16 protein-coding genes and 5 pseudogenes are annotated in these 26,397 nt (G+C 58.9%); 12 read left to right on the forward strand and 9 right to left on the reverse strand.

Annotation, left to right across the window (positions count from 1 at the left end):
- Positions 1-145: 145 nt before the first annotated feature.
- The gene (locus tag WT26_RS25105; protein WP_060292509.1) at positions 146-577 is read right to left on the reverse strand and encodes a hypothetical protein; all 432 of its coding nucleotides are present in this window, start codon (positions 575-577) and stop codon (positions 146-148) included.
- Positions 578-1,497: 920 nt separating this feature from the next.
- On the opposite strand from WT26_RS25105, the gene WT26_RS25110 reads away from it, so the two are divergent.
- The 3 genes from WT26_RS25110 to WT26_RS25120 are packed head-to-tail and all read left to right on the forward strand — an operon-like array spanning position 1,498 to position 3,482.
- Positions 1,498-1,962, forward strand: a complete 465-nt coding sequence (locus WT26_RS25110; protein ID WP_069271067.1) for a hypothetical protein — start codon at positions 1,498-1,500, stop codon at positions 1,960-1,962.
- A 9-nt stretch (positions 1,963-1,971) separates the two neighbouring features.
- Entirely contained in the window at positions 1,972-2,670 is a 699-nt protein-coding gene (locus WT26_RS25115; RefSeq protein WP_069271068.1) for a P-loop NTPase, read from the forward strand.
- Positions 2,670-3,482, forward strand: coding sequence for a hypothetical protein (locus tag WT26_RS25120; protein ID WP_196222197.1), 813 nt, complete (start codon positions 2,670-2,672; stop codon positions 3,480-3,482). Before WT26_RS25115 ends, WT26_RS25120 begins: the two co-directional genes overlap by 1 nt.
- Here WT26_RS25120 and WT26_RS25125 read toward each other — a convergent pair.
- Positions 3,380-5,611, reverse strand: a complete 2,232-nt coding sequence (locus WT26_RS25125) for a ParB/RepB/Spo0J family partition protein (protein ID WP_069271070.1) — start codon at positions 5,609-5,611, stop codon at positions 3,380-3,382. The two genes, WT26_RS25120 and WT26_RS25125, sit on opposite strands and share 103 nt — an antisense overlap.
- 125 nt (positions 5,612-5,736) lie before the next feature.
- Positions 5,737-6,570, reverse strand: a complete 834-nt coding sequence (locus WT26_RS25130; RefSeq protein ID WP_060292510.1) for a DUF932 domain-containing protein — start codon at positions 6,568-6,570, stop codon at positions 5,737-5,739.
- Positions 6,571-7,341: 771 nt separating this feature from the next.
- Between WT26_RS25130 and WT26_RS25135 the strand changes: the two genes are divergently transcribed.
- From WT26_RS25135 to WT26_RS39120, 7 genes and pseudogenes are all read left to right on the forward strand, one after another.
- The gene (locus WT26_RS25135; protein WP_231130518.1) at positions 7,342-8,415 is read left to right on the forward strand and encodes an ABC-three component system protein; all 1,074 of its coding nucleotides are present in this window, start codon (positions 7,342-7,344) and stop codon (positions 8,413-8,415) included.
- A gap of 2 nt (positions 8,416-8,417) precedes the next feature.
- On the forward strand, positions 8,418-8,912 hold the full coding sequence (locus tag WT26_RS25140; protein ID WP_060292484.1) for a three component ABC system middle component: 495 nt from the start codon (positions 8,418-8,420) through the stop codon (positions 8,910-8,912).
- Positions 8,912-10,900, forward strand: coding sequence for a DUF3732 domain-containing protein (locus WT26_RS25145; RefSeq protein WP_060292485.1), 1,989 nt, complete (start codon positions 8,912-8,914; stop codon positions 10,898-10,900). Before WT26_RS25140 ends, WT26_RS25145 begins: the two co-directional genes overlap by 1 nt.
- Positions 10,901-11,181: 281 nt before the next feature.
- A complete protein-coding gene (locus WT26_RS25150; RefSeq protein WP_060292486.1) occupies positions 11,182-12,339 on the forward strand; it encodes an AAA family ATPase in 1,158 nt (385 codons plus the stop codon).
- Between the two features lie 9 nt (positions 12,340-12,348).
- Positions 12,349-13,872, forward strand: a complete 1,524-nt coding sequence (locus WT26_RS25155; protein WP_155123199.1) for a hypothetical protein — start codon at positions 12,349-12,351, stop codon at positions 13,870-13,872.
- 15 nt (positions 13,873-13,887) lie between these two features.
- Positions 13,888-15,981, forward strand: a complete 2,094-nt coding sequence (locus WT26_RS25160) for a PIN-like domain-containing protein (RefSeq protein WP_155123200.1) — start codon at positions 13,888-13,890, stop codon at positions 15,979-15,981.
- 637 nt (positions 15,982-16,618) lie between these two features.
- A pseudogene (locus WT26_RS39120) lies at positions 16,619-17,405 on the forward strand (alpha/beta hydrolase); the annotation flags it as partial.
- A 4-nt stretch (positions 17,406-17,409) separates the two neighbouring features.
- On the opposite strand, the pseudogene WT26_RS25170 reads toward WT26_RS39120, so the two are convergent.
- Positions 17,410-17,697: pseudogene (locus WT26_RS25170) on the reverse strand (IS481 family transposase); the annotation flags it as partial.
- A gap of 797 nt (positions 17,698-18,494) precedes the next feature.
- Positions 18,495-20,552, reverse strand: a complete 2,058-nt coding sequence (locus tag WT26_RS37580) for an insecticidal delta-endotoxin Cry8Ea1 family protein (protein ID WP_155123201.1) — start codon at positions 20,550-20,552, stop codon at positions 18,495-18,497.
- 657 nt (positions 20,553-21,209) lie between these two features.
- Between WT26_RS37580 and WT26_RS36310 the strand changes: the two are divergent.
- Positions 21,210-21,508: pseudogene (locus tag WT26_RS36310) on the forward strand (integrase); the annotation flags it as partial.
- Between the two features lie 80 nt (positions 21,509-21,588).
- On the opposite strand, the pseudogene WT26_RS38140 reads toward WT26_RS36310, so the two are convergent.
- From WT26_RS38140 to WT26_RS25190, 4 genes and pseudogenes are all read right to left on the reverse strand, one after another.
- Positions 21,589-21,933 (reverse strand): annotated as a pseudogene (locus WT26_RS38140) (cation:dicarboxylate symporter family transporter); the annotation flags it as partial.
- Positions 21,925-22,506 (reverse strand): annotated as a pseudogene (locus tag WT26_RS25180) (IS66 family transposase zinc-finger binding domain-containing protein); the annotation flags it as partial. The pseudogenes WT26_RS38140 and WT26_RS25180, both read right to left, overlap by 9 nt.
- Before the next feature lie 559 nt (positions 22,507-23,065).
- Complete coding sequence (locus WT26_RS25185; RefSeq protein ID WP_060292491.1) at positions 23,066-24,001, reverse strand: LysR family transcriptional regulator; 936 nt, start codon at positions 23,999-24,001, stop codon at positions 23,066-23,068.
- Between the two features lie 18 nt (positions 24,002-24,019).
- Positions 24,020-24,940: a LysR family transcriptional regulator gene (locus tag WT26_RS25190; RefSeq protein ID WP_060292492.1), complete on the reverse strand. Its 921-nt coding sequence runs from the start codon at positions 24,938-24,940 to the stop codon at positions 24,020-24,022.
- Between the two features lie 361 nt (positions 24,941-25,301).
- Between WT26_RS25190 and WT26_RS25195 the strand changes: the two genes are divergently transcribed.
- Entirely contained in the window at positions 25,302-26,390 is a 1,089-nt protein-coding gene (locus WT26_RS25195) for a porin (RefSeq protein ID WP_080430728.1), read from the forward strand.
- The last annotated feature ends 7 nt before the right edge of the window (positions 26,391-26,397 follow it).

Raw genomic sequence — 26,397 nt, forward strand, 5'->3', positions numbered from 1 at the left:
CGTCTTTTGCTCCACGTGGAGAGCGATCTTCTACAGTTCCAACCAGAGGGGCACCTGTAGGCTCCGTTTTGACGGTGATCTTGATCGGTGGCGACGATATTTCCGTTGTGTGGCGACTCGCGACTGCTGTCTCGGGGCGCCGGATTCATTCATGATCCGCAAACCACGCTGGTCCGGCCTTGAACGTCGCGAAAAGCAGAAACAGTAAGGTGATTGCGAGAAGCGGGATGCCGTAGAGCGCCACCGGGAAAAACAGGACGAGTTGCAGAATCGACCCGAAAAAACCGTATATAGGCCCCGTGTTCCGGACGTTTTCGTAGATCAACCGGACGACTGCTGCAATCCCCATTGCTATGAGGACGAGACCGCCCCAAGTCGGTTCGTGATGCAGCAATGCGGTTCCCCAGCCGATGTATCCCCACCATGTGAGATTAATGCCGATCGCGGCAAGCCAAAATCCGCGTGCCGCGAAAAAGCTGTGACGGTACTGACGTCGCGCGTGACGACTAAAGAGCTGAATGCTCTTTGCAATCACGACGATTGCACCAAAGACGATCGCAAGTTTAAGAAATCCCACGGAATATTTCCCCAGAGCTCGGCTCGGTCGGTCCGCCTCCTTTGTCGACAGGAGGGGATCCGCAATGAAAGGTGATGTGTCGACTGTCCTTCCCTCCAATATAGGAGGCCGTGTCGTGAACACAAAACTTTGTTATCCAGAATTTTCGACGCTGCTATTTACGTTGGCATGTATTCGGGAAACACCGAGGTGCTTGGGATGGTACAGGTGTTTAGGAGGCAGATTTCGCATGCTTGAGTCAGCTGGAAGGGATTGTTTTTCTCGGTGTATCGCAATGGCGCCCGAAACCGGCGGTCGCCTATCCTGCGCTCCCTTGTTCTATTGTCTTTATTCTCGCTGTTCATCAATTGCTGAGCGTAGCGAGCGGTAGTCATGCAGAAAGATGGAGCCATAGCCGTGAAAAGACGCGTTCATACGCGCAGGAAAAACGCGTCTTTCGCGCAACAAGATGAACTGAAGGCAGCGGAAAAAACGCGAACAATATGAGTCGCGTCATGGCAATCCGTCGACCACCTGTCGTAGGAAAACTCATCGGTGCGCAAGACCTCAGCGATCGAGTCGGCCTCGTGTGGCGCAAGAAAAGCATCGGATCGAGTACGTGAACTTGTCGGTGCGAACGCAAACCGAACAAGTCGGCATTCAAGCACAAGTGCAGGAGAGGGTGCCGGTCGCATACACCGCTGCGGCTCTGCGAATCATCGCTCACACAATCGTGAACGCTCGTCTTCAAGCGCAGGGCATAACCTATGGATCGTGCGTTCATGTTGCCTCTGCGCGACGACACAAAATAATTTCCGATGCCGTGCCATTCCAGGCCGTTCTCATGCATTCCGATGCTACAAATCGGGCCTGTTTTCGGGCATTGACGGCCGTCAGTCGCATCAGCAAGATGACATGAAGGCAGTGCATTGAGGTGGATCATGCCGGTCGTGAAGCGCTTTACTCAGGCTCAATGGGACGCCGCCGCGCGTCGTCTCGACGCACTACCGGACAAGCCCGCACACGAGCATCACGTCACGGTGCGCGATGCGGTGCAGTCGATGCAACCGCAGATCCGTGGCGCGCAACAAAAGGGCTACACGCTCGACGAGATTATTCAGCAATTGGCGGAAGCGGGTGTCGAAATCAGCGCCAGCACCTTGCGTTACGCAATGCAACGCACTGCGAAAGACAGCCGGGCCAAGCTCGCAGCAAAGACCGGCCAGGCGGCTCGGACGACTCCATCGCCGCGCACCAAGAAGCCCCAGCAAACGAGGCCGCCGCGCGTGGATCACGCACAAGATCAAGGTCGGCAGGACGGGGGAAGCGCGGCGACCAACCCGGGGACCATGGTGATTCAGGACGCGTTCTCGTTCGAGATCGCGCCGGACACCGAGAACCTGTAGAGGACGCGTATGGCGACGACTTACCCGATCTATCTGGTGGGCGGCAGCAAGGGCGGTGTGGGCAAGAGCCTGGTCTCGCTCGCGCTGGCCGACCATTTGCAGCGTCGCGACTGCCCCGTTGCCCTGGTGGAAACCGATACGTCCAATCCAGACGTGATGAAGGCGGTTCAGGATGAGCTGCCGTGCATCGCCTACAGCCTGGACGAGGCCGCGGGCTGGATCGGCCTGGTCAACTTCTGCGACGAACGCCGCGATGCTGCGATCGTTGTGAACACGGCGGCGCGCAGCCAGACGGGTGTCGCGCGCTTTGGCGCGACGCTGGCGGACACGCTCGGTGAACTGCGGCGTGAGCTCGTCGTGCTATGGGTGATCAACCGGCAGCGCGACAGTCTGGAACTGCTGCGGGCGTTCAGTCCAACCTTTCCTGACGCGACGATCCATGTGGTGCGTAACGGCTATTTCGGTGCACCGGACAAGTTCACGCTCTATCAGGCGTCGCAGCTTCGCAAGACGATCGAAGCACGAGGCCACACGCTCGACTTCCCGGATCTGGCAGACCGCGTAGCGGATGAGCTGCGTAGCCAGCGGATGTCGATTCGCGCGGCGTCGGAAACCCTGCATATCGGCGAACGGGCGGAACTGCTGCGCTGGCGATCGCGGTGCGACGCGATGTTCTCGACCATGATCGGCACCACCGGGGAAGGGTAATGAGTCGTAGGCGGTCAGTCGATCCGCTCGTTGGTTTGTTTCAGGCGGTGTCCGGCGAAGTGCCAGACGAGGCAAGTCTGGCCCGTATGCGTCGGGTGTCGAGCGTCCTGAATCTGAAAGACAACGACGCGCTCTGGTCGATCCTCGCGGTGCTCGAATACTATGCGCGCCTGTACGAGGCGATGCCGGAGCGTATTCGATGGGCGAGCGAGGGCAGCCTCGAAGCTGCACGCCGAGAAGTCGGTGGTACCACTGACGCGCTGTTGCAGCAGCATCGCGACGCGCTCGAGCGGTGCAAGGCAACGATCACGTTGGCGGAGCACCTGATACAGGAACATGAGGCGCGGTACCGGGAAGCGTTGGGCACGCTCAACGAGACGGCACTGACCGCCCTAAGCGAACGATTGGCCAGTCAGGTCGCGCGCTCGGCGGGCAATCGGCTGCTCGGCGCGGCGGCGATTTCGGGGCGCGAACAACGCGCGCGGCTGGATGAGGCGATGGGTGCGTTCGAACAATCGACTGACGCGGCGGTGGCGCGGGTGGATGCGATGACAGCGGCAATGGAGCGGCGTTTTGCACGCGCGATGCGCCGCCTATGGCCGACGGGCGTAGCCATCCTCAGTGTGACGTTGCTGGTAACAGGCGGGTGGATGGACGGGTGGCTGGGGCGCCACCCGTCGGGCACGAACTGTCAGACGGCGCAATCGGGTTACGCGACGTCCGGATCAGTGCGTGCGACCGTTACCGATTCGGTGGTCGGGAAGGGCCACGGCGGCCGTTCGGCGGTGTCGGTGGACCGCTCAATATTGTGAGCCGCATGATTGACGCGCTTGTTGTCATGTTCTGCATCCTCATCGTTATCCACTTCCTCGGAGCCGTCGCTATCCTCGTCGTCGTCCGTGACCGTCCATGAGGGCGTCGCCGGAAGCGCGCGATCGGTGAGGATATTCGGGAGCCATGCCACGTTCGCGAGGCGCAGTTCCGCGGCGGCCGCCGCGTCGCCTTTTTTCATCTTGGCGAGGTCGGCCGCTATCTTGGGCGACACCGCGTCGGAGACGACTTCCACGATGCGCGCCTTGCTGACATGGTCGAAGTACGCGGCGCGGGTCGGTGCCCAATATCGCGTCATGTCGAGGTTCAGCGCGTCGGCGAGCGCGTTGATCGCGTGCGGCGTGTCGGACGTCGCGATGTCGTCGAGCAGGGTGCCTGTACAGAAGGCGAGCAGGTCGAGCAGCGTCGTATGCGCATCCTGTCTGAGCAGCCACGGTAGCAGATCGGCCGGGTTCGCCGGCAACTCGCCGATCCAGCGCGTGCGCTGCGTCTCGATGGCGTTCCACGCCGGGCTGACCGGCAAGTCGTCGGCCGCGTGCAGCAGGCGGTCGCGGTTGTTATCGCCCGTCAGCGCCAGATAGCGGGGTGCGAAAGCGGGGCGATAGTGCTCGGGCAGTGCCTGCGGGATCAGATGGCGCAACAGTGCCGCGAGCGCGACGGCAGGTTGCGCGACCAGTTCAGCATGGATGGCGGCGGTACGGTGCGCGGTCAGCCGCTGGCAGAGCGTCGCGCTATGGATCGGCTTGGCCTTGGCCGGCGTGTCAGCTGCATCAGCCGGATCCGTCGTGTCCGGTGCATCCGCTTCGGGTGTGCCGGTCACGGTCGCGCCTGCTGCGTCGAGTGCCGCGCAGTTCTCGCGGCGCACAAGACCCCGCTCGATGACCAATTCGCCCTGCGGGCCGACGATCACGAACGCACCGGATTCCGCCATCTGCGACGCATCCCACTCGATGGCGCGGCTTTCGAGCGCACGGATCGCGGCTTCCACGTTCCCGATTTCGGCATCGAGGCGCTCGGCTTCGTTGTAGGCGTCCTCGTCGTCCTCCGGCAGCGCGTCGAGCGTGGCGGTCAGTTGATTATGGCGCGCAGTGAGGGCGTCGATTTCGCGCTGCTCGCCGTCGGTATACGGGCGCTGACCCGGGCGCAGTCGGCCGTAACGGTTCAGTTCCAGCACGTCACGCTCCACGCGCGTTTCCGTCCAGCCCCAACCTTCGGCACGCACCGTTGCCGCCGCTGCATCGAGTTTCTGCGCGACCAGACGCTGCAGCAGGTCGGCATCGGCGATATAGCCCGCATGCTCGTCGTCGGAAAAGAGATCGCGGCGCACGTAGCCCCCGGCTGCCTCGTAGGCGGCGAGGCCGACGAAGCGCACGAGGCGGTTGCGGCTCGCATCAATCTCGGCGTGGGTGATTGCCTGCCGCAGATAGTGCGGCTGGCGCTGCCACTCGTTCGCCTCAAACCACAGGCGTTCCTGCGTATCGTGATCGTCGGCAAGCGCGAGGGCGGCAAGCTGGTCGAGCGTGATTGCGTCCTCCCGGAGCAGCGCGAGCAGCGTGGGCGACACGCTGGCGAGCTTCATGCGCCGTTTGACGGTGAGGGGCGACGCGGAGAACAGCGCGGCGATGTAATCGACGCTGCGGCCTTCATCGGCCAGCATCCGGTAGGCGCGCAGCACGTCGAGCGGGTCCAGTCCTTCGCGTTCGCTGTTCTCGATCAGCGAGATGGCGAGCGCCTCGCCTTCGCTGACGATGCGCACCGGCACCGGATAGTCGGCCGCGATGTGCTTCTGTTCGAACAGCAGGTCAAGTGCGGCTTCGCGCCGCTGACCCGCGCACACGCCATATTTGCGCTGCTTGCCGCGTGCCCCCTTGATTTCATGGACCACGAGGTTTTGCAGCAGGCCTTTGGCACGGATGTTGGCGGCCAATCCGGCAATGCCGGATGGTGCCTTCGTGCGCACGTTCAGCGGCGAACGTTGCAGGCTGGAATACGGCACCGTCACGACTGGCTGCTCGTTGCCGAAGTTCGTTTCGAGCGCGGCCGCGGGTTCGGCGGTGAATTCGACGGCGTCATCGGCCGAGGCGACGGTTTCAACAGATGGGGCTTGCATGATCGACTCCTGAGAGTAAGAAGATGCCGGGCCAGTAAGGACTGGATGCGTCAGGACGTGACCCGACGGGCGTCATGGCGCAAAGCTACGAAGCAGGGCGACGCAAATGCGTCGCCCTGAAGTCGCTACGCCTTCATCTGGCGCATGGCGTCCGCGAGCATCCACAGTGCACGGTTGAGCTTCACGTTGTGGTCGATACCCGTAATGGGCCGTGTCGACATCGCGCGGCCCGAGCGGGAGCGTCCATGCAGGCCACCTTTGGTCAGGTTTTCCTGCACCCGGTTAAAGACGGTCCAGAGATCGTCGCGGCGATCCTCGAAGCGGCGCGGGGCCAACAATTGGCTTTCGCTGATGGGGGCTGGGACGTCGGCATCGGTCGAGTCATAGCGCAGCGCGAGCGCGGAGCGCGCGAACGCATGTTGTTCGTCGCGCTCAAGTGACACGGCACGCATACCGTCCTTCTGCTCGCGGATCAGGGTGAAGCCGTCGAGCACGTCGAACGCACCGTTGATCACGTTTTGCACTACGTTGCCTTTGTGCGGCACGCGGATATCGGCGATGTTCTCGCCCGCGACCATGCCGTTCTGGCACACAAAGCGGAATGTGCCTGCGAGCATCTGATAGCTGCTGGTGCCGTCGTGCGAGTTCAGCAGCACGATCTCGTCGGCTTCCTCGCCGGTGATCTGGTCGGCATGGCGCAGCCGCAGCATATGCTTGGTGAATTCGCGCTTGCGGGCATCGCGCACGCGGGTCTGGCAGATCATGAACGGCTGGAAGCCTTCGTTGCGCAGGCCGCGCAGCACGTCGATGGTGGGAATATAGGTGTAGCGTTCGGAGCGGCTTTCGTGCTTGCCGTCCGCGAAAATGGATGGGGCGACGCGTCGAATCTGATCGTCCGAGAGGGGCGACTCGGCGCGCAGCATCGGTGCACTGTAATGGAAAGAGGAAGCGAGTTGCATGGTGATCTCCACAGTCAAGGTTGAGGACCTGAACCGGGCGAAGAGAGATGCCTTGTCGTTGCGGCTGGACACCTCCCGGTGGAACTCGGGGTTGGCTTTGCTGCCGCCTGACTCCCGGGTTCCCGCCCGTGCGACTCGGGGAGCCGATAGCGGGCAGGCGTCAAGGAGAAAGGCGAGGGAGGGGTGCGGGCAACACGGTCCCTCGCCCCTTGATGCTTGCCCGCTATCGGCTACGGTCGCGCGTCAAGGGCGGGAAGCTGGGAGTCGGATGCATGCCGCGTCCCGAGCAGACCGAGTAGTGGTGTCGCGCAGAAGGCGCGGCCGTGCGCCACGCCTACCTCGAAAGCGACGGGGTTGACTGCTGAGCCAGGGATTGATGCCCGTCAGGGGCGAGACGCGGAACGGGGCTTGACGCTTAGCGCGAAAGCCCGGTCACGGCGCGTGAGCCCCCGCGCAAGGGGGTAACCGCTTCCGTGAGAGAGAACCAGCCTGCCACTTGATCTTCCACGCGGCCTCACGGACGGGACCTGCGGTTCTGGCATTGAAAACGGGCTTTGATCCCCTTCTCAGCGTACTCGCGCCGGATTGTCTGTTGTAAGATGATATGCAGATCAGTCGGGGGCGAACTGAATGGCGACATCCAGGCGGGGCGGGTCTTCCCGCGCCAGAAGTCGAAGAACCGAGGTGCCAGGCCAGGCGTTGGGCTATGGCTTGCAGTACACACGCTTGACGCAACTGCTCCTTCAGGCACCAGCGGGAAGCTTTTGCAGCATGGAGCATCTTGACGATGTTGCGCAAGAGCACACCGACACAGGCGTGCGTCTGATCCAGAGCAAGAGCGCGTTGACGGCCAATCCAGTCGCCGATCGCGCAAAGTCGCTGTGGAAGACGTTATCGAACTGGGCGACATTGGCGACGGACACCGGGTGCGACCTGAAAAGGGTGGCTTTCGAGATCTATGTCTCCCGTCCGGTTGGCGGCCAGATCGTCGAGGCATTTGCGAGAGCACGCACGCAGGAGCAGGCGCGGGCGGCCATCGCCCATGCACGGGACATGTTATGGGGGCCGCCGCCCGATTTTGCGCTCAAGGGCACGGTGGCCGACGATATTGCCCCGTACTTGGAATGCGTATTCAATGCGCATGCCCGCTGTCTGGAGCTGATCATATGCAATTTCCAGCTCACCGTCGGTACCGGTAGCCCGCAGGCTGACGTCGAGGCGATCATCCGCACGCATCCGGTTTCCCCCGCCAGGGTCGGCGACATTGCCGACCATATGTGTGGCGTCGTCAAGCGGATGGTGGACCAACTGCTCGAGGAGGGAAAGCCGGCGGTCATCGCCCGTGACGCATTTCATGAAGCTTATGCTTCTTACGTACGCAGGATCGATCGGGACACGGTGCTGCTTAGCCGCGCTAGGCGACCGAGCGAGGAGGAGTCGCGCGGCCAGTTGCCGAAGGTCTTCGTGCAGCAGCTCGATCTGATTGGCATGGACTTCGAGGACAAGCTCGAAGCTGTCGGTGACTATCTGATGGCCGCTGCCGACCGGACAATCTGGGCACTGAGCGGAGAGGTCGATCCGTCGTCTTTCGATGAACTGGACGCGGTGCTGAAGCGCGGCTGGAAAAACAAGAAGCGCGCCTGCACAGTTGCGCACGGCAGCAAGGTCGATGAACAGCAGGGGCAGGCACTGTATGCGGATTGCATGGATATTTCCGTGCCGGTGCAGGCGATGCAGCCGCCCGGTCATTTCATCCCGGGATGTCTTCACCGGCTCGCCGATGACCTGTTGATCGGCTGGCATCCTGACTACGAGCGGCAGATCAAGCTCTGGAAGGCTGCGTGACGATGCTAGCCCGTGAAGCGCAGAACATCCAGAATCCAGCGCTGGGCGCGGCCATCGTCTGGCGCTTTTGCTGCGGATATGTCGAAAGCCATCCGGAGAGTGCCTCGCCGCAATTGCCGTTGCTGTTCCTTGTCCTGCCCGTTGTGTTGCACCGCGCGACGGCAGAGCTGCTGCGGCGCACCCGGCAGAGCTCAGGGCTTCGCGCTTTCGCAACGAAATTCGGGGATTCGCAGGTCTCAAAGCAGGACCTTCTGCTTCAGATTCACGAGCGCGCGGTGCGCTGGCGTGAGCTCACTCTGCAGTCGGTCGAACTGGCTGCGGCCGGGCACTTAGTCCAGCTGTCCCACGACGGTGAAGTCAGTCCGTTGTCGCGCACCAGGGCGCGCGGTCTTCCCGATGACGTGAAACAACTCATGGCCGATGCAGAAAAGCTCGGCGCCTGGTGCGGCCAACTGACGCTGCACGAGATAACGACAACGCTAAAGGTAAGGCTCTGATGTTTCTGCAGATCCGTGAGATTGTGCTCTGGCCGCGCAATGCGAACTTCGAGCCGCGCCGGCTTGAATTCGAACTGGGGAAAGTCAACGTCATCAGCGGTGCGTCTCGCACCGGCAAGTCCGCTGTCATTCCCATCATCGACTATTGCCTTGGAGCGGGCACCTGTTCGATCCCTGTCAAAACCATCCGCAAGCATTGCGAGTGGTTCGGCGTCGTGTTGGCGACGGCCCAGGGCGACAAGCTGCTTGCCCGGCGCGAACCCGGTGCGCAGCGCAGTACCGATGACATGTACCTGCTGGAAGCCTCGCGGATTGCGGAGATCCCTCGGCGCATTACCAGAAACACTAACGCGGACGCGGTAAAGCGCCTGCTGGACGAACTTGCGGGCTTGTCCCGACTCGATTTTTCCGGCGGTGACGAGCCGGCGGGATTTGACGGTCGCGCGAGCTTCCGCGATCTTGCTGCGTTCACATTTCAGCCGCAGAACGTCGTCGCCAATCCCGATGTGCTCTTCTTCAAGGCCAATACCTACGAGCACCGGGAGAAGCTGCGCAAGATCTTCCCGTATGTGCTTGGCGCCGTGACGCCCGCGTTGATGGCGAGACAATTCGAGTTCGCGCGCGTGCGACAGGAACTGCGCCGCAAGGAGCGGGAACTCAAGGACGTCCTGGAGGTGTCCGCGCGCTGGCTGGCCGACCTGGAGGCAAAATTCAGTGAGGCGCAGGAACTGGGGCTTGCCGCCAGGCCACAGGAGAAGCTCTCACGTGACCAGATGATCGAGCGTCTGGAAGAAGTCGTTGCGCGCACGGATCTCACCCTGTCGGTGACTACCTCAACCATCTCGGAGGCGTTGCATGAGCTCAGCGACCTTGAGGCCGAAGAGCGTGAGGTCTCGCGTGAGCTGACGACCTTGCGCCACCGGTTAGGTGAGATGAACCGCATGCGCATTGGCGTCGACCAGTATCAGAGTGCCTTGGTGCTGCAGCGCGGTCGTCTGCAGTTGTCGAACTGGCTGTTGTCGCACGCCGACGACGAGGCGGATTGTCCGGTGTGCGGCAGCCAAACGGATTCAGCCAGGCGAAGGCTTACGGCATTGTCCGGGCGCCTGCAGGAAGTCGAGGCGGAGGCTGGCCTTGACAAGGAGTTGCCGGCAGCCTTTGACCGTGAACTGCAGCGGGTAACCGCGGAAGTCGGAGAGGCAACCGAGCGGCTGCGGTCGGTCCAGATTCGCAAGCGGGCCCTGGCGGGCCGTTCGGACGCGGCGCGGCAGCGACAGTTTGCTGCGCAACGGGCGGAGCGGTTTGTCGGCAACCTCGAATCTGCCTTGGATCTACATCGACGGCTGGGCAGTGACAGCGAGCTTGTCGATGAGGTCGCGCGGCTGAGAGAGCTGGTACAGAAGCTGGACGCTGAGCTGCGGGAGCAGGATATCGAGGCGCACAAACGCCGGGCGCTGCATGCGATCAGCAACAATGCGGGACGATTGCTGCCGCATCTTGATGTCGAGAGCCCGAACGATCCGGTTTCGCTCGAAATCAACGACCTGACGATCAAGGTGCATGGCAGCGAGCGTGACGATTACCTGTCCGAGATTGGCAGTGGCTCAAACTGGCTCTCGTATCACTTGGCGGTGCTGCTGGCGCTGCACCAGTTTTTCTTGTCGCAGCGCAAAAGTCCTGTTCCAGCGTTTCTCGTGCTTGACCAGCCGAGCCAGGTTTACTTCCCAAAGCGCGTCGTGGAACGGGCGGAAGATGCGGACGACGACCCGCTCGAGGAGCCACTGTTGCGCGACGAAGACGTGCACGCGGTCCGACAAGCGTTCCAGGTGATGGGGCAGGTGACGCTGGCCGCCCGAGGCGGTCTGCAGCTCATCGTGCTCGACCATGCTTCGCACGACGTGTGGGGCGATATTGGTGGCGTGGTCGGCCTGCCCGAGTGGCGCAACGGTGTGAAGCTTGTGCCGATGACCTGGCTGGATAATGCATGAGGCCCGACGCAGGGAACAACGCCGCTCAACAATTATACGGTCAGGTCGTGGTCTGTGCGCTGGAGCGTCGATGTTGCCGTCAGCGGCTATAGGACCAGCCGCTGTCGAACCAATCAGCCTACCTTGAAACGTCGCCATGCTTCTCATGCGTGCAGCGATTTAGCATGGTTATGCTCGCGGTGCGGCGAGCGAAATGGATATACTGCTAAGCAGTCAATAAAGAGGCTTCCAGACTCCGATCTGTGCGGCGACGGCCGCTTGATCAGGTACGTTGCCAGTACATGCGGGGGGAAATCGTGGACGCGGGATGGTGGACAAAATCAGAGCAACTGGATCCGCAGCAGGCTCACATCGTCAACAAGGTGGGCGTTGACGATTCGTTTCTCGTTACTGGAGGTCCCGGCTCAGGGAAGACAAACATCCTGCTGCTTCGGGCCCAGTACCTTTATTTGAAGCGATTCAAGAACATCGTCGTGCTCACCGTGGGGCGGTCCCTGACAGAGTTCATCAGAACGGGCATTGCGGTCAAGCAGGTGCTTGAGATCGATCATATCTCTACGCATCGGCAATGGTCTATTGACCTTATCCGGCAGAACAGGCCGCATCGACTGTCCGAAGCGACGGAAGGGGACTTCCGACAGAGCAGCCGGCGCTGCGCAGAAATTCTTTCAGAGGTGGCGGCGGAATTGGGCCCTGAAAGATATCAGGCGATCCTTGTGGATGAAGTTCAGGATCTTGGCGGCGAGGAACTGGATTTCATGAGGAAGATTACGCCGCGACTTATTCTCGCAGGCGACGGGAACCAGCAGCTGCAGGCAGGAAAGGGCATTGCTTCGGCGATGGGTCTTGGCCTTCAGCAGTTCACTCTGCCGTTCCACTATCGTATCGGACATGCAATCTGCACAGTCGCAGACCGGATTCGTCCGCCGGTCCCGCCGGCAGAAAGTCTGCTCGCAACGTGCAGGTACGATGAAGATGCACTGCCGTCCTCTGCGAAGCTCTTTCCGTGCGCCTCCATCGACGCGCAGCTTGAGAAACTCGTGGCTGCGATCCGGCGGCAGCTGAAAGCCTATCCCAATGAACTGATTGGTGTGCTGGTGCCATCCAATAACGACGTTCAGCGCGTGAAGGAGTGCCTGTCAGGCTGCGAGTTTGCCAACGTCGTTGGCTACCACGAAAGCGGACGGGATGGGGACCGCTCCTTCACCGCGAACCAGAGAGTCTGTGTGGTCACAATCGATTCGGCCAAGGGGCTGGAGTTTCGCGCGACGCATCTCATGTTTGTGGAAAAGCTGCGAACCGCACGTCCCGAAAAGCTCTTCACGGCCGTGACGCGTGCCAAGACGAGCCTTTCCGCCTATTCGACTGGCTCGGTGCCACCGCTGCTGGACGCCGCGTTCGCGGAACCTGCGGAGCCTACCCTAGAAGACCTTTTTTAACATCCGATAATGACCTCACGCTCAATTACCTGGTTTGCCGTTGAACGGAGCGACATTTCGAAGGCGCTTCTTGGTGCCTCGTACCCGGCGTCCGGTAACGACGACTGCGCAACGCCGCTGAGCGGTCCGGCCAGCGAAGGTGACCTTACTGTTGGTTTTTTCAGCGGTAACACCGGGGCACCGTTTCCAGCGGTGGCGGTCCTCGACCGGTTCAGATCGGACGACCTTTTCGCGTGGCTGGCGACCTATTCGCCCGACGTGTTCCCGATCAGCCAGTACGTGCGCCTGCTGGACCACGATGAATTCAGGCTGTCCGAGCCAATCACGGCGTCAGCATCAGTCGGTGCAGACGCCATTTGGCCATCGCTCATCCTTGGCGAACTGCTCGCACAGGGTGGCAATCCGGAGTCCGGGATAACAGCCGTCCCCCTGTCCCGGGTGCAGTTCTGTCTTGGCTTTACCCAGGCAAGAGTCTCGGCGCTCTTCCGGAGCGACAGCCACGCGCTTCGGGTCGCAGCCGACCGGATTGAACTGCTGGAAAAAGCCGAGAAGAGATGGCGTGTGGTCGGCGTCGACGTACTGCGCGCGACCTGGGGGCTGGCAGAGGATGCGTTCGGGCAAGATGTCTTCACACGCGAACTCGTGAGTCTCATTTCCTGGACGTTCGAACGGCAACGCGAACAGCGGGGGCCGCAGCCGCCGTTGCCCGAGGAACTGCAGGCGATATCGCTGAATCTTCGCAAGCTGGCAACCGGTCCGCTGGAATATCGTGTGGAGGAGTTCGAGCGCGCCACGTTTGCCCTGCTTGCGAACAGTCACGCAGTGGGCAGCGTCGCGCATGCACGGCTGCCCGCACTGCTGGCTGCACTCGCACTGTGGGTCGGATCCGGTACAGGTCATGTTAGCCTGCTGGCGGAGGTGGCGGAAAAGCTGCCGGCGACGTATGCCTGGTTCGGCGCGTTCGCTGGTGCTCTGGGCCCAGCTTGCTGGCATGCGGACTGGGCGCGGACCACTGCAGCCATCTCGAAGCAGTTGCGCAATGGCTTCGACATTGCAGCGCCGTCAACCGCAGACCTCGCGTGGGCGGAGTTCGAGTGGCTGCTGTCCGTAGGGCAGTTTGACCTTTTATCACGCGTTCCGCGTGCTTCCCCGAAAGTCGTTTCTGTCGATGTGTTGCCCGGCGCGCCAGCCTCATTCCGTCTGTCGGCCGACGAGGGGCATGGCACCCATGGCGATGCAGCCCGGTTCGAGCCAGCCGCAACAAGACAGTTGAAACCGGCTGTTACTGCTGGCACGCCTGGCCCGTCGACTGCCCCTGTGCCGACTCGCGAGCCTGCTCGCGGGTCCTTGCGGCCGGAGCAAATTGACGCCATCGCCAAAGCCGTGGCGACGCTGTCGTCCCTGCTCGATGAAGCCCGCAGCCCGCAGCCCGCTGTCCCCGATGAGGACTTCGAGCTCAAGCCACCACCTGCTGCCGCGAAGAGGACTTCGGCGAGCCGAAAGACGTCGAGGAAGGCGAGCGCGCGCAAGTGATGCGCCGCGTGGAACATGGGTGCTGCCCGGCAGGGCGCAATGGGCGGCAGTACAGGCAACCTGTCATTCAAAGGCGTGAAATTCGCTGTGTCGAGTCTCTTCGATCTTAACGAGCCAATCGGACTGTGGGAGCTTCCCCTTTCGCCCAGCCAGTACGAAGCTGCGTGCTTTCGGGCGTTGGTGAACGAAAGGACGCTGGTATTCCTGGACACCAACGTTCTCTCTGCGGCCTTCAGGCTTCATCAGGAGGCAAGGGAAGGGCTGTTCAAGCTGCTGCGCATACCACTGGCGGCCAAGCGCCTCGTTGTGCCGGCGTGGGTCGCGAACGAATATGTGCATAACGCATTCAAGGCCGCCAAAAAAACGCATGGTTTTCGCGAGGCGGATCTGGAGCGCTTGCGTGCTTCGCTGCCAGCGACGAAGCAGTTATCCGCGATTTTGCACCAAGTTGCGTCCGTGCGGGACATGGAGAGAATCGCGAAGCGTTTGAACGTCACACCTGCCGAGGCGAGCCGTGAACTGAACGCTCGCGTTGAGCAACTGACGAACGCGCTGGGTGATGCAGGCGGCGACCTCGCGATCGACGCCGTGCACCGAGAACTGCTAACGGAACTGCGTCCTGCTTTTGTGGCAAATGACCTTGGTCAGATTGCCAGAATGCTTGCCGAACAGGCTGCCCATCGCCGGGCAAGCCGGATTCCTCCGGGATTGACCGACGCCGAAAAGGGCGTCGCCCAAGGCGACGAAGAGGCCGCAGGCAATGCAGACGGTGACCTTGCGGTTTGGCTCGAGATTCTCTCCCTGTCCGAAACACACTCGGTGACCGGCAAGTCGTCCGCTGACGCGCAGTCGCCCTTCAATGTCCTTGTCATTTCCCAGGAGAAGAAAGAGGACTTCCTATATCGGCCGAGGCTACGCATAGCCGAAGCAGCAAAAAAGATCGGGATCGAAGAAAATCCCGACATCAGGCTGATTGACCCGCGGCTCGTCTCGGAGTTCGAACATCGGGTTGGCCACCGCCGTGTCGCATTCGTGAACCTGGAGTCACTCGCCGCGGGAGCACTAGCTTCGATAGCGGAAAGGGAATTCCAGGATTCTGTGGGGCTGTTCATTGCCGCGATTCGCAAGCAGAAGCGCGCTGCCGACACGCGGCGAGACGCTGGAGAAGAGGTGCCTGCAGGCGAAGTCTCCGTGGATTTGCCGGTCGATAGCGATGCGCAGGGCGGTGTTGAGTCAACTCCAGAGCTCCCGGCCGTAGTGCCGGAACAGGGTGCCTTGCCGCCAGAGATTGTGCCAGTCGACACCGAAGCCGCGTTCGTGTTGCCGATAGACGAGGCGGTCATGGTCGAGAGGAACCGGCTCGCTACGATGCCGCTGGTGACCGACTACGTACAGGTGGTGACGAATCTTCTTTCGGAGAGCCGAAAGACGGAGGAGATGGCGGTGCGCAGGGTTCTGCTCATGGGCGCGCCGCCGCGGCCGGATGCTGCATTCGCCGTTGGCCGGGCTATGTTTGTCGCCCTGCAATATGGTGCTTCAAAGGCGGCAAGCCTGTTTGGCGGAGCGCACATGGCGGGCTCGACTGTTTCGCCTGCCGAGCAGGCGTTTGTCGCAGGGGGACTGTTCGAGGCCTTCTTCGAATCCATAGGGCAACTTCGGGAAAGCGTTTTGAGGGAAGGCCTGCCGATGCTGTTGGATCGCGTTTCGCAGCCGGGTTGGGAATCAGCACGGCAATTCATTAACGCGCAGCTTGCTCCGTTCGCCGCGAGATTCTTCTGGATCCCTGGTACGGCGCAACAGGTGCTTCAGGTTCGCATTGCCAGCGAACCTGAAGGCGAATCGATTATCGTCCGCAGCGTAACGGCAGCTTACCCGGGAAGGGAAGACATCGAACTGCTGCGACCGAAGCAAAGCGAACTGCAGTCGAGCTATCTTGCCAACACGGTCAACCTGGCGACGCTTCGAGCGGCACTCTCGCGATTGTCGTTGCTGCCAGATGAGCGGGTTGAAATTCAGCTTCCGGGAAGCACGCAAAGTGCGCCAGTACTGGTGTTGCCAGCGGACCACTTCATCAATACGGAGCTTGTCAGTGCCCCGCTGCCAGCATGAACGCATGAACCGGAGCAGATCTGGTTGACAATCTGAGGAGAGCTCGTCAGTTTGCAGCCAGTAGTTCACGATGGACGGCGGCAGATTATGCGTGGCAGTCGCGGCCGTCAAGGAGCTGGCGGGCGCTCAGACTTCAGGGCGGGCCCGTATGCACCGACTGCGACCGGTTGTCTCTTCAGGCTTCTTTCCTGACTTCATTCCCTCGTTTGGTGTGGTGTGACGGGATCGAGGAGCGCGTTCGAAAGAGGCTGACGGTATCAGCGACGGTATCGCGCTCACAAATCGCCCCGAGACGGCCAGTGTCCGCGATTTTTGAAAGCAAAGTGAGCGTGGATTCTCCGGTGCGGTCCGACGAAAGCCGTTGAGTGCTGAGCAGGATTTGCGGTATCGCTGACGGTATCCACGTTGCTGACCAGGCGAAAACGCCGTGCCTGCAAGGCTTCAGCCATTGGGTTGACAATCGAGTGGGTATTGGGCGGCGCGAGCACACTTGCTTCGTGACTGCTTATCCCGCCGTGCAGAGGCTGTTGTGGAAACGCGACACAAGGTGCCAAAAACTGACGATGTGATCCGGCGTAGGTTTTGGCGTAGGTCTGTCGACGGGAGTGTTGCCAGATAAGGCCAATTCATTACTTCGAAGTCGTGGACATATTGCTACAAGTCGCCGCTCCATGGCCGCATGCGGCAAGTGAAACTCGGCGAGTGGCCCGCGATGGCATTTGCTGGGGCGATCTCCGCGTGGGAAGAGAACCGCGTTGAGCGCGATTCTGACGCTGAACTATCTGCACTGCGTCGAAAGAAGGGAGATCCGACTGCTCTCCCATTCCCGGCTACCTATACAGTCAGGCAGCTGTGCCGCGACTATCTGGAAGGGCATGTAGAAGTACATCGGAAGTCGAAGGGAGCGGTCGAAGTCGCCCGAATATTCAAGGCGATGCTGGGACCGATCGCAGACGCTAGCGCGGCGAGTATCACGCGAGCCTGAGCGTTTGATTTCCTTGATTCGTACCGGTCGACGCCTGTTCTCGCGGCACGTCTTCGCATGAAGCTCGGCGGTGCCTAGAACTATGCGCTTGATGCCGGGCGCCTTCCCGAAAACACCGCGAATTGGTGGAAGGATGTTCTAAAAGGGCGCTTGAAGAGCAAAGGGCGCAAGGTCAAGGGGGGATACACCGGGACACAGAAGCGAGTGCTTTCGATGGACGAACTGGGCACACTGATCCGGTGGCTGACGAATTTCAGCTTGACTGTGGCCGATGCGTTGACGCTCTACCTTTGGACCGGCACGAGGGGCGGCGAGATCGTTGCCATGGAGAGCACCGAGGTCGCGGAGGAGGCTGACGGCCCTCGTGTGGACTGTCCCGAAACACAAGACCAAGGGGCTCCAAAACGAGAGAGCAACGGATCTGCGCGTGCCGCTTATATGTATTAGCCGGGACTCGAACTGACAGCTAGTCGGACCGACAAAGAACGAGTCATCAATTGGGGGATGGGTTTCTCCTTGGCGAGCTCGAGCGAATCGAGGAAAGTGCGCATCGGCGTCTTGCCGTAACACCAGCGCCCCTGATGCTCTCGTTTATAGTTGTACTGGTCGAGCCATCCATCAAGGTCTGCCTGCAAAGCGGCGATCGAGTCGTAGATCTTCTTGCGGAAGACGATGCGATAGAACTTGTTGAGCATAGTCTTGTGCAGTCGTTCGACGATCCCGGTTGTCTTCCATGCACCACTCGGTTCATCAATCTGATTCCCATTACATCTGATGGGAATCAGATTGCCTGTGCCGCGCTCTCATGAACAGATGGTACGTGTCGAGCGCTTACCAATGTATTCAGTGCCCTGACGCTCGCAGTAATCGCAGGTGTTAGAACTGGCGTTGTCTTGAATCAGCAATTTGAGATAGCGTCGTCCACGCAGTTAGCGCACACGTAGGTATCGGGTGCCGTCCAGCCGCGCCCCTGTGCGTCCATCCATGCAGTCTTGGCCAAGCTCATATCGCTTTCTTTCATGGCTGTCGTGTGATGGACGTGATGCCGGGGCATCGCCAACGTTGACTACCTGAGTTGCGTCGTCATAGTAGAGCGCGGATGGTGAGATCTTCCGTCGTGTCGACGTTGTTCATGGTGATTCGACTCATCTAGTGAAAACAAAAAATATCCCTGCCTCCGACATGCGTCAGCGGATGATTGTAAAAACGACGACGCTTATAGCGTCCCAATTTCATATTTTTTTGATCAAGCCGAGCAGTTGCACGTGACATCACGTAGATTGACGGGCGCTGTGCACGCGATGATGAATCAGATGAACCTGAAGCGGGCGGTAGTCGAAGGCCTCAGATCGCCATTCCAATCATTAGGAGTGTTAAATTTGCCAAGAGAGGAGTCAGGCGAGTAAATTCGTCTCGCCTGACAACTCAACCAAGCCGGAAATCTCCACTTCCTACCGGGACGCATTCCGGCTCAGGGTCAGTTACCTCATCCGTGAAGTTTAATTAAGCATGCTTCGCGCATAAGCGCCTACGATACCGGGAATAGTAGAGCTCCCATAAAATTGATGCCGCCAGATTGTGCATTAATTTTTATGCTATTCGTTCCACTATTTAGCGAAACAACCTGCGGCAACTCAATCTCTGCGTATTTTCTTCCATACAATCCAATATGAAAATTTGTCGGATTTGCTGGAATTGAAGTGGATTGGCCATTCACAACCATCGTTGAATTTTGATTTGAAGATGCCGCGCCAGCAAAGATAACAATTTTAACATTAACGGCCACCGTCTCGGTATTATTTATATTAAATACAATGCTACTCCCACTTGGGATATTAATAACACTCTTCGCAACGAGCGAATCGGAATATGCTGAAACTCCGGGAGAGCTATTTTTCTTATCAAATCCGCACGTGAGATCAACTTCGACACCAAGCACCTTGTTCACTTTCGCGATGTGTTCAACTGAACTCCAATGACGAAACGATATGGCGGCAATATTCACTGGCTCGCCCGAGTTCGCTGAACACGTTGCACTTGCCGAGCGGGGATAAGTAATAATCGATCCGATGTAATATCCGGTTTCGCAAGATATTGGGAAATTGGTGCCACTCAATGTCTGCCCTGAAATTAGGGCCGGCAGATTGGAATTCGAATAGGAGATATTGAGCGCATGAAGTATTGATCCACCGTTCCAGACCTTAATTGAATCTGGTATATCGGTGCCGTCGACGGTGAAGGTTGAAAATTGATTGGTGGGGAACGTCGAATTAATTATTGTAGTTCCTGTCGAGGGAGGATTCCCGGTGCAAGTCTCGACTGAAAAAGAGCTCAAATTCCCCGTGCCATCAACAAAACTCTGAGCGATTCTCAGCACCGCTGGGTCACCCGTTCCTTGGTGGCCGACGACATTCAGATTGGTGAGAAGGGACGTTCTGGAAACGAGATCTCGATTCAGGGCCGCCTCAACGTTAGTCATTGAAAAATTTGTATCATTGATGTACATATTGACGTACCGATATATTTCCACCGAATTTCTTGTTTTTATTTTTGATCCGTATTTTGTCATCAATAGTGTTTTATATGCCTGATAAAACTCGGATAATCCATTTACAATCAGACCATTTAGCAAATTAAACTTCTTGGCCGCGTCCGCATCATTTGATGAAGTATTCAAAGGCGCAACCCAGTTATTTACCAGCGTGGCCAGTGCGTTCTGGTGTCGGTAAAATCTATTTACCGACTCATTTCGATAGTTCTGCGCATCAGACGAACTAAGAACACCCTTATCCATCTTGCCACTGTTCGCAAGGAATTCATAATTTGCCATGAGCTGGCAAGCGGCGACGTGAGCATACAGAGGAGCGCCGGACACACCTACGTTGCTATTGATGAATTGCGGGAGGTTCGTTTCACAAGAACTGTCTGAAAAAGTGGTTTCCTTAGTTTTTAGCGTGCTGGATTGCGAACTACTATATGACGACGTGCCAGAAATCGATTGAAGATACGTTTCGTAATCTTTCAGCGTGTTATCAATTCCAGTAATGAGGCTCGTCAAGCTGCTGAGATTGGAAGAGGAAATTTTCTCGGCTGTTATTCTGTTAATTATGTCGCTATAGCTTTCCTGCTGGGTTGCCCCTCCACTCATCGCGGAGTTTAGTGCATTAAATAATGTTGTTAAAATTCCGGTTAATAGAAACGCATCTGGGAATGTGGCTAAAGTAAATGCTAGCGTTGCAGTTTCCCCGAGTACCGCAAGTTCACCCCATGTGTCTCCAGATGTTACGTCTTTAACCAAGGTTACATTGGAAAACCCACCGCTTCCAATTGACTTGTAAAGTTGGGTCATCGTGTTGTCAATGGAATTTAAAAAATTCGCCGGCCTTAGTGATAAAACGTTGAAATTTAATGCTGAGGATGCAGCATGCACACTAGCCAATTGGGCGGCAGCCGAGTCCATCGTGCTCGGATTGGACGAACTTTTGTCGTTGTCGCCGCCACATCCGTGAAGAAATGGCACGCAAACGGAAGTGGACGCGTAGATAAGGAATTTTCGCCTGGAGTTAAGATATTTAAAGTTCTTCATAAACCCACCTGTTAAGTTAATATAGCAATTTTAATGTTGCCGATGCCATGATGCGTGGCCGTATTTATTTTAAAATATAAAAATCAAGCCCAATGTCCGGCAATTCATTTTTATTTATTAAAACATTGCGTAATGGCGCGAAATCATCTAAAGGCGCCAATGCCAACGTCAAGCCGATTTATCGGCAGTGAAGCCCGTACTTCGGCGGAAACCGCAAGACTGCTGCAAATCGCGGAACATCCTTTCGCGCGATCGCAGGATGCTCTTTCTAGAAATCACTAGACGAAATGTTGGCTAGCGCAGGCTAACAATAAAAAAATGAGACGATTGTCGTTGTTTTTGAAACAGTATGTTGCGCTGGGGTCGTCAATTCCGCCGCGGATAGGCGAACATTAATCGACACGGAATGCACGGTCGACGAATGCGCAACTCCGAGTGAGCGGCTGTGGTGTCGGGGTCGCGCACGGGATCGCGAAGGTTGCGGTATGCGTTCCGGACGAGAGTGTCAATTATGTGTAAGAGTCATTTCGTGGCCGCATGGACAGAGCTGAAGCCGGTGTCCAAAGTGATGCCCGTTACTTCAATCTGGTGGACACGATTCTCGCGGTCATGAGGCGACTGGACAAGATGGCTTCACCGGGGGGCTTACGCTTTACCGATGGTCTCGAGTGGTCATGCTGCTGGAGTACCGGCGGGGCAGCGCTTGCGGTCTCTCCTGAATTTCGGCTACACGACCGGTCTGGGCGCGGGCGAACTGGTCAGCGCGACGCTCGGCAATATCCGCCGCGACGAGCGCGGCGATCACTGGCTGCACGTAATCGGGCAAGGGAGGCAAGCGCGGTAAGGTGGTGTTGCCATCGCTCGCTCGACTCGCGCTGGATTAATATATCGTGCAGCGCGGGCTGCTGGTTACGCCGACACGCTGGAGATCAGGGATGCTATTTGTCGCGAGCCTGACACCCCCGATCCGCAGCCAGCATCTCGAATTGACGTCTTTCTTTTGATCTACGAGAGCCAACCGCGCTTTCTTGCCAGATCAGGTCTGTGCATTCTGTTGCTTTATCAATTCGCCTGCGCTGTCGTCGTGTGCCGCGCTCTCCAGCGAGCCGGAGAGCCGTTCGACCTCGACCGCTTCACCGTCAAGAACTCGCTTCATCCTGAAGCGGTCGACTGCATCCAACCCGCGTGCGACGACCAGGGTGCCGACTGCATTGCCGATCGTATTTGTAATGGCCTGCGCCTCAGATATGAAGCGCTCGACACCAGGTAGCAGCACCATGCCGGCCACAGGGATCTTGCCCATAGATGCAAGGGTGGCAGCCAGCGTAACGAAGCCTGAGCCCATCACAGCGACAGAGCCTTTTGAAGTCACCATGAGTACATGCGCCAGCAGCCCTGGACCCGCCATGCCGCGTTCGATCGGCCTGCTCGGCGCCGGCGCCTGCGAGATGTGATCGCAGCGCGATTAGCCGGATTTGGGCCGTATGTGGCGGATCGCGCGGAAGCTTGCCGGCACGTATTCGAGCTGCTCGCAGGCATCCTCGCCAAGCAGCTTCATCGTCGCGCCGCATTCGGTGCACGTTTCGCCCGACGTTGGTAGGTGCGTCTGAATCTCACGCGGCAGGTGTTCCGGCAATGGCTTGCGCTGGATCTGCTCCGGCGCCGTGCGTGGCATCTTCGGGATTTCGATGGGTGCGACACCTACGTTGGCCTCGAGTTCTTTCAGGCGCAGCTCAAGCTGCTCGATCTGGCGATCGAGCTTCTCCGACTTGCGACCGAACTCATGCGACGCAGCTTCGCGATCAGCAGCGTCAAGTGTTCGCTTTGTCCCTTGCCGGTGGCGATGACCGCCTTCTGTAAATCGACGACATCCTGCAGTGCCCGACGTGCGCATCGCGAGCGCACAGCAACGCCTTGAGCTTTCGATGTCATCGGTAAGGGCGTTGGAACTCATGGCCGACAGTTTACGTGCTGGCAACGACGTTTACAACGCGGAAGTGGGTTGCGCAGTGCGCGTGGGCTGACGATAGTCGACACCTTCGAGCAGCATCGACGTTGTACCGGGCTAAGCACGACTGTCCCGCTCGTGGCCTGCGGCCGTACGTAGTTTTAGTGGGGACTGAGCAGTATGACTTGCTCTTCGCGGGGCTTAACCAAATTCGCGACGTGGTCAGCCCGGTGTTTATCGCGCAACCGACCTTCAGGGGGTAAGTGACCGCATCTACGAGGACCCGTATCAGATGAAAGAACAATCTAAAAGCGGTTCAGTCTGTCCCTTCGAAGAAGGGAATCGAGTCGATCACAAAATCCTCGGATTTGGCACAGTCAACGGCGCGCTTACACCGATGGCCGGTCCAGACATGCACAGTCCTAGTGCTCGTGTTTTGGAGGTACTATTGGTCGAGAGAAATTTGAAGGTGTTGGCGCAGGTCAGAATCGGAACGTCAGCAGCTGACTTGCCCGATTGATCACATCCGGTATGTACTTGTTGGAGGCGTGGAAGGCTACCATATTCAGCCGTCCGCGACGTGCAGTGTGCTATTCGCCGCACAGCTATGGATCAGTTTCCTCAGCCAAAGAGAAGCTGGATCGCCATCGAGATGTTTGGGCCATACCAACCGTTCTTCCAGCATTGGCACTGGAATCGGTACAGGAAAGACCCGCAGGTCGTACTGCGATTCATAAGCGCGTGCGAGTAGCGTCGGAATCGTTGCGATGAGATTTGTTCCAACCACCATTGACGGCAGCGAAAGCGCGTATTCGCTCTTCGCCGAAAACATTCGTCGGCGCAGCCCGTCCTCGCTCTCGACCGACATCACGCGACCGTCGCCGAACGTAGGCGCGACATGCTTGAGGGAATAGAACAGATCGCGTGTGATCGTTTCATGCACTAGCGAATTTTTGGTCCACACGATACAGCTATAGTCGGTGCCTAATAGCGGCAGGCTTGCATATCCGGGGGGGACGTAGCGCGCCGGCACGACGACGAAATCTGCGCCGCGTCGGTCGAGTGCCTCTTCCACCAGCATTCGCGACGAGCGCAGGGGCGAGGCCGAATGGATCATCAACGACACATTCGGCGCGCTGAGTTCGAGCGCGCGTATCACGTGTGTCAGTACGAGCTTGGTCACCATGTCGGAGCAGATTATCGAAAAGCGGCGCATTGCGAAGTTCGGAACGAATCCGGCTCGCGTTGCTGCAATCGCTTCGGCGCGCTTGATCGCTTCGCTCGCGGGGTGCTGCAGTTGCAGGGCAAGCGGTGTGGGAACCATGCGCCGGTTGACAGGCACCAGAAGGTCGTCACTGAAGTAATCGCGCAAGCGGGAGAGAGCACCGCTGCACGCTGGCTGCCCGATGTGCAACATCTCCGCAGCCCGGCTCACGCTTCGGGTTTCGAGTAGCGCATGCAGCGTGATTAGCAGATTCAGGTCGAGGTCGCGGTAGTTCATGTGGGCTGCAACGATAATTTAGTGGTTGTTCGCGGCTTCGCGGATCAGGTCGCGAAACCAGTGCAACGACTGATCGGCGAGTTGTGCCTCGTTCCATTGGAGTGCCTCGTCGAATTCGATGTTTGGCGACCCTTCGGGCAAATCAAGCAGGCGTAGCGGCAGCGAGTCTGCCCATTGACGTCCGAGGCGGTAGGGAATCAGCGTGATATAGGTGGTCCCGATGACGGCCTGCGCCGCCAGCATGAATTGATCGACCACGACGCGCGTCTTGCGAACGACCCCCGATAAAACGAGCGGCCTTGCGTCTAGCGCGTCAGGACTATCGTCGGAGAACTGAACGGCGACGTGCGGGAGTTCACGCAGTTGCCCCAATGTCAGCGTCTCACCTATGTTTGGGTTGTCCTGCCAAACGACCGCGCAGAAGCGCTCATGGAACAGATGTGCACGAGGGCGAGCCGGAGAACAGTGCTCACTCGGGAGGATGCAGAAGTGTGCGCCCCGTCGCGCCAATCCTTCCGGGAGCGCCGTCACCGATGCGTCGAGCGGTCGCACTGCGATCGTCGTGCCGGGCGCCTCTTCGGTGAGCAGGCGGATCAAGCGCGGAATAAAAGTTTCCGCGACGTAGTCCGAGCAAAGCACGACGAACTCGCGGCGGAGGTCGCGCGGATTGAATTCTGGCTGAGCATGGACGATCGAGTCGATTCCTTGCAGCCATTCCTTGACCGGGCCGTGCAAATCGAGCGCCAGCGCAGTCGGCGCCATCTGGCGGTTGAGTGGCACAAGCAACTCGTCTTCGAAATGCTCGCGCAACCGCGCAAGAGCGGAACTGACGGCCGACTGACCGAGATCGAGGCTCGTCGCCGCGCGCGATACGCTGCGCTCCTTCAGCAACGCATCCAGGACCCTCAGCAGATTGAGGTCGAGGCCTTTGAGTCGCATACAGCGGTTTCCATATCATCAACGTCGTCAATAGTTCGTGGCAATCCGAGCGCCGTTCAATCACCTTGGGGCGGAAGGGCGCGTCACCCGCAAGTGACTCGGAGCGCCCACCTATTGTGATCTTCCTCCCGGCTCGAGCAGTTCGGGGAATACCCTAAAAGGGTAGGGTGGTCGTGCCGACGTGGTCGGCCGGTGGCACGGCTACGCTTGTGCGGGAACCATCGGCCGGATCAATACCTGGCATTGAACGGTTCGATTTTACGGCGAGCATCCTCGTCGCAATAATGACTTCCAGGATTCGACCGATCCCGAGCTCGGGTGGAGTCAATCACAAAAAATCTGAAAAATCCGGAGACAAGGCATGGGTGTCAACAAGCATCTGTTGGGCAAGGCAACGGTTCTGGCACTAGGTTTGACGTGCGCGATCGAAGCCTGCGCGCAAAGCAGCGTTACGCTCTACGGCATCGTGGATGGCGGGCTGCTCTATCTCAACAAGACCGTGAATGCGTCGGGCGGTAAAGGGGGAAAGCTGTTTGCCTTTACCGACAGCGGCCAACTTCCGTCGCAGTTCGGTCTAAGAGGGGTCGAAGATCTTGGAGGCGGCCTGTCGGCCGAGTTCCGGCTCGAAAGCGGAATCAATATAGGCAGCGGAGGTTACAACAATTCCAATGGGAACTTTCTCGGGCGCCGAGCGTATGTCGGGTTGACGGGCGCATTCGGCGAGATCAAGGCCGGTCTGCAGTTCTCCCCGTTTTTCGACGCGTTGTTCGCACTTGATCCCGTCGGTATGTCGAACTTCGGCAGCAGCCTGTTGATCTACGCGAACAACATCGGCGCGACGGGCGCATTCAATTCCAATGCACTATCGTATACAACGCCGCTGATTGCCGGCCTGCGCGGTAGCGCGATGTTGGCACTCGGCGGCGAGGCCGGGAATTTTTCGGCAGGTCGACAGTATTCGGCTGGTCTGTCGTATCAATGGGGCGGCTTGCGGCTCAATGCCGCTTACTACAACGGCAATCCGGGAGGCACGATTCAGACGATTCCTCCGACGACTGTCGGATTCGAAGGTCGCATGATTGGCGCGAGCTACGCATTCGGTCGACTGACAGCCAAGGCGTCGTTCACGAACTACAAAGTCACCGGTACCGGGACCAACAACAACGTCTACGGCGGCGGCATCGATTATGCGTTGACGCCCGCGGTCGATCTGAACGGCGGCGTGTGGTACGTGAGCAACCGCAATGACACGTCGAGCCACGCGCTGATGGCTTCGCTCGGCACCGGGTATTTTCTTTCGAAGGCGACGGCTCTCTACGCGCAGGTCGGCGTGGTCAACAATCACGGCGCGTCTAATCTCGGCCTCGCGCTTGGCGATGCCCCGACTTCGTCTTATGCGCCAGCGGGTACGACCGTTGGCGCCGTCGCCGGTATCCGTCATTTTTTCTGAACGTCCG

This window comes from Burkholderia cepacia, assembly GCF_001718835.1.
Lineage (GTDB): Bacteria > Pseudomonadota > Gammaproteobacteria > Burkholderiales > Burkholderiaceae > Burkholderia > Burkholderia cepacia_F.

Excerpts from the sequence above, each read along its gene's own strand:
- WT26_RS25110 (WP_069271067.1), top strand. The coding sequence starts at position 1,498 with ATGCCGGTCGTGAAGCGCTTTACTCAGGCTCAATGGGACGCCGCCGCG.
- WT26_RS25115 (WP_069271068.1), top strand. The coding sequence starts at position 1,972 with ATGGCGACGACTTACCCGATCTATCTGGTGGGCGGCAGCAAGGGCGGT.
- WT26_RS25120 (WP_196222197.1), top strand. The coding sequence starts at position 2,670 with ATGAGTCGTAGGCGGTCAGTCGATCCGCTCGTTGGTTTGTTTCAGGCG.
- WT26_RS25125 (WP_069271070.1), bottom strand. The coding sequence starts at position 5,611 with ATGCAAGCCCCATCTGTTGAAACCGTCGCCTCGGCCGATGACGCCGTC.
- WT26_RS25130 (WP_060292510.1), bottom strand. The coding sequence starts at position 6,570 with ATGCAACTCGCTTCCTCTTTCCATTACAGTGCACCGATGCTGCGCGCC.
- WT26_RS25135 (WP_231130518.1), top strand. The coding sequence starts at position 7,342 with ATGGAGCATCTTGACGATGTTGCGCAAGAGCACACCGACACAGGCGTG.
- WT26_RS25140 (WP_060292484.1), top strand. The coding sequence starts at position 8,418 with ATGCTAGCCCGTGAAGCGCAGAACATCCAGAATCCAGCGCTGGGCGCG.
- WT26_RS25145 (WP_060292485.1), top strand. The coding sequence starts at position 8,912 with ATGTTTCTGCAGATCCGTGAGATTGTGCTCTGGCCGCGCAATGCGAAC.
- WT26_RS25150 (WP_060292486.1), top strand. The coding sequence starts at position 11,182 with ATGCGGGGGGAAATCGTGGACGCGGGATGGTGGACAAAATCAGAGCAA.
- WT26_RS25155 (WP_155123199.1), top strand. The coding sequence starts at position 12,349 with ATGACCTCACGCTCAATTACCTGGTTTGCCGTTGAACGGAGCGACATT.
- WT26_RS25160 (WP_155123200.1), top strand. The coding sequence starts at position 13,888 with ATGGGTGCTGCCCGGCAGGGCGCAATGGGCGGCAGTACAGGCAACCTG.
- WT26_RS37580 (WP_155123201.1), bottom strand. The coding sequence starts at position 20,552 with ATGAAGAACTTTAAATATCTTAACTCCAGGCGAAAATTCCTTATCTAC.
- WT26_RS25185 (WP_060292491.1), bottom strand. The coding sequence starts at position 24,001 with ATGAACTACCGCGACCTCGACCTGAATCTGCTAATCACGCTGCATGCG.
- WT26_RS25190 (WP_060292492.1), bottom strand. The coding sequence starts at position 24,940 with ATGCGACTCAAAGGCCTCGACCTCAATCTGCTGAGGGTCCTGGATGCG.
- WT26_RS25195 (WP_080430728.1), top strand. The coding sequence starts at position 25,302 with ATGGGTGTCAACAAGCATCTGTTGGGCAAGGCAACGGTTCTGGCACTA.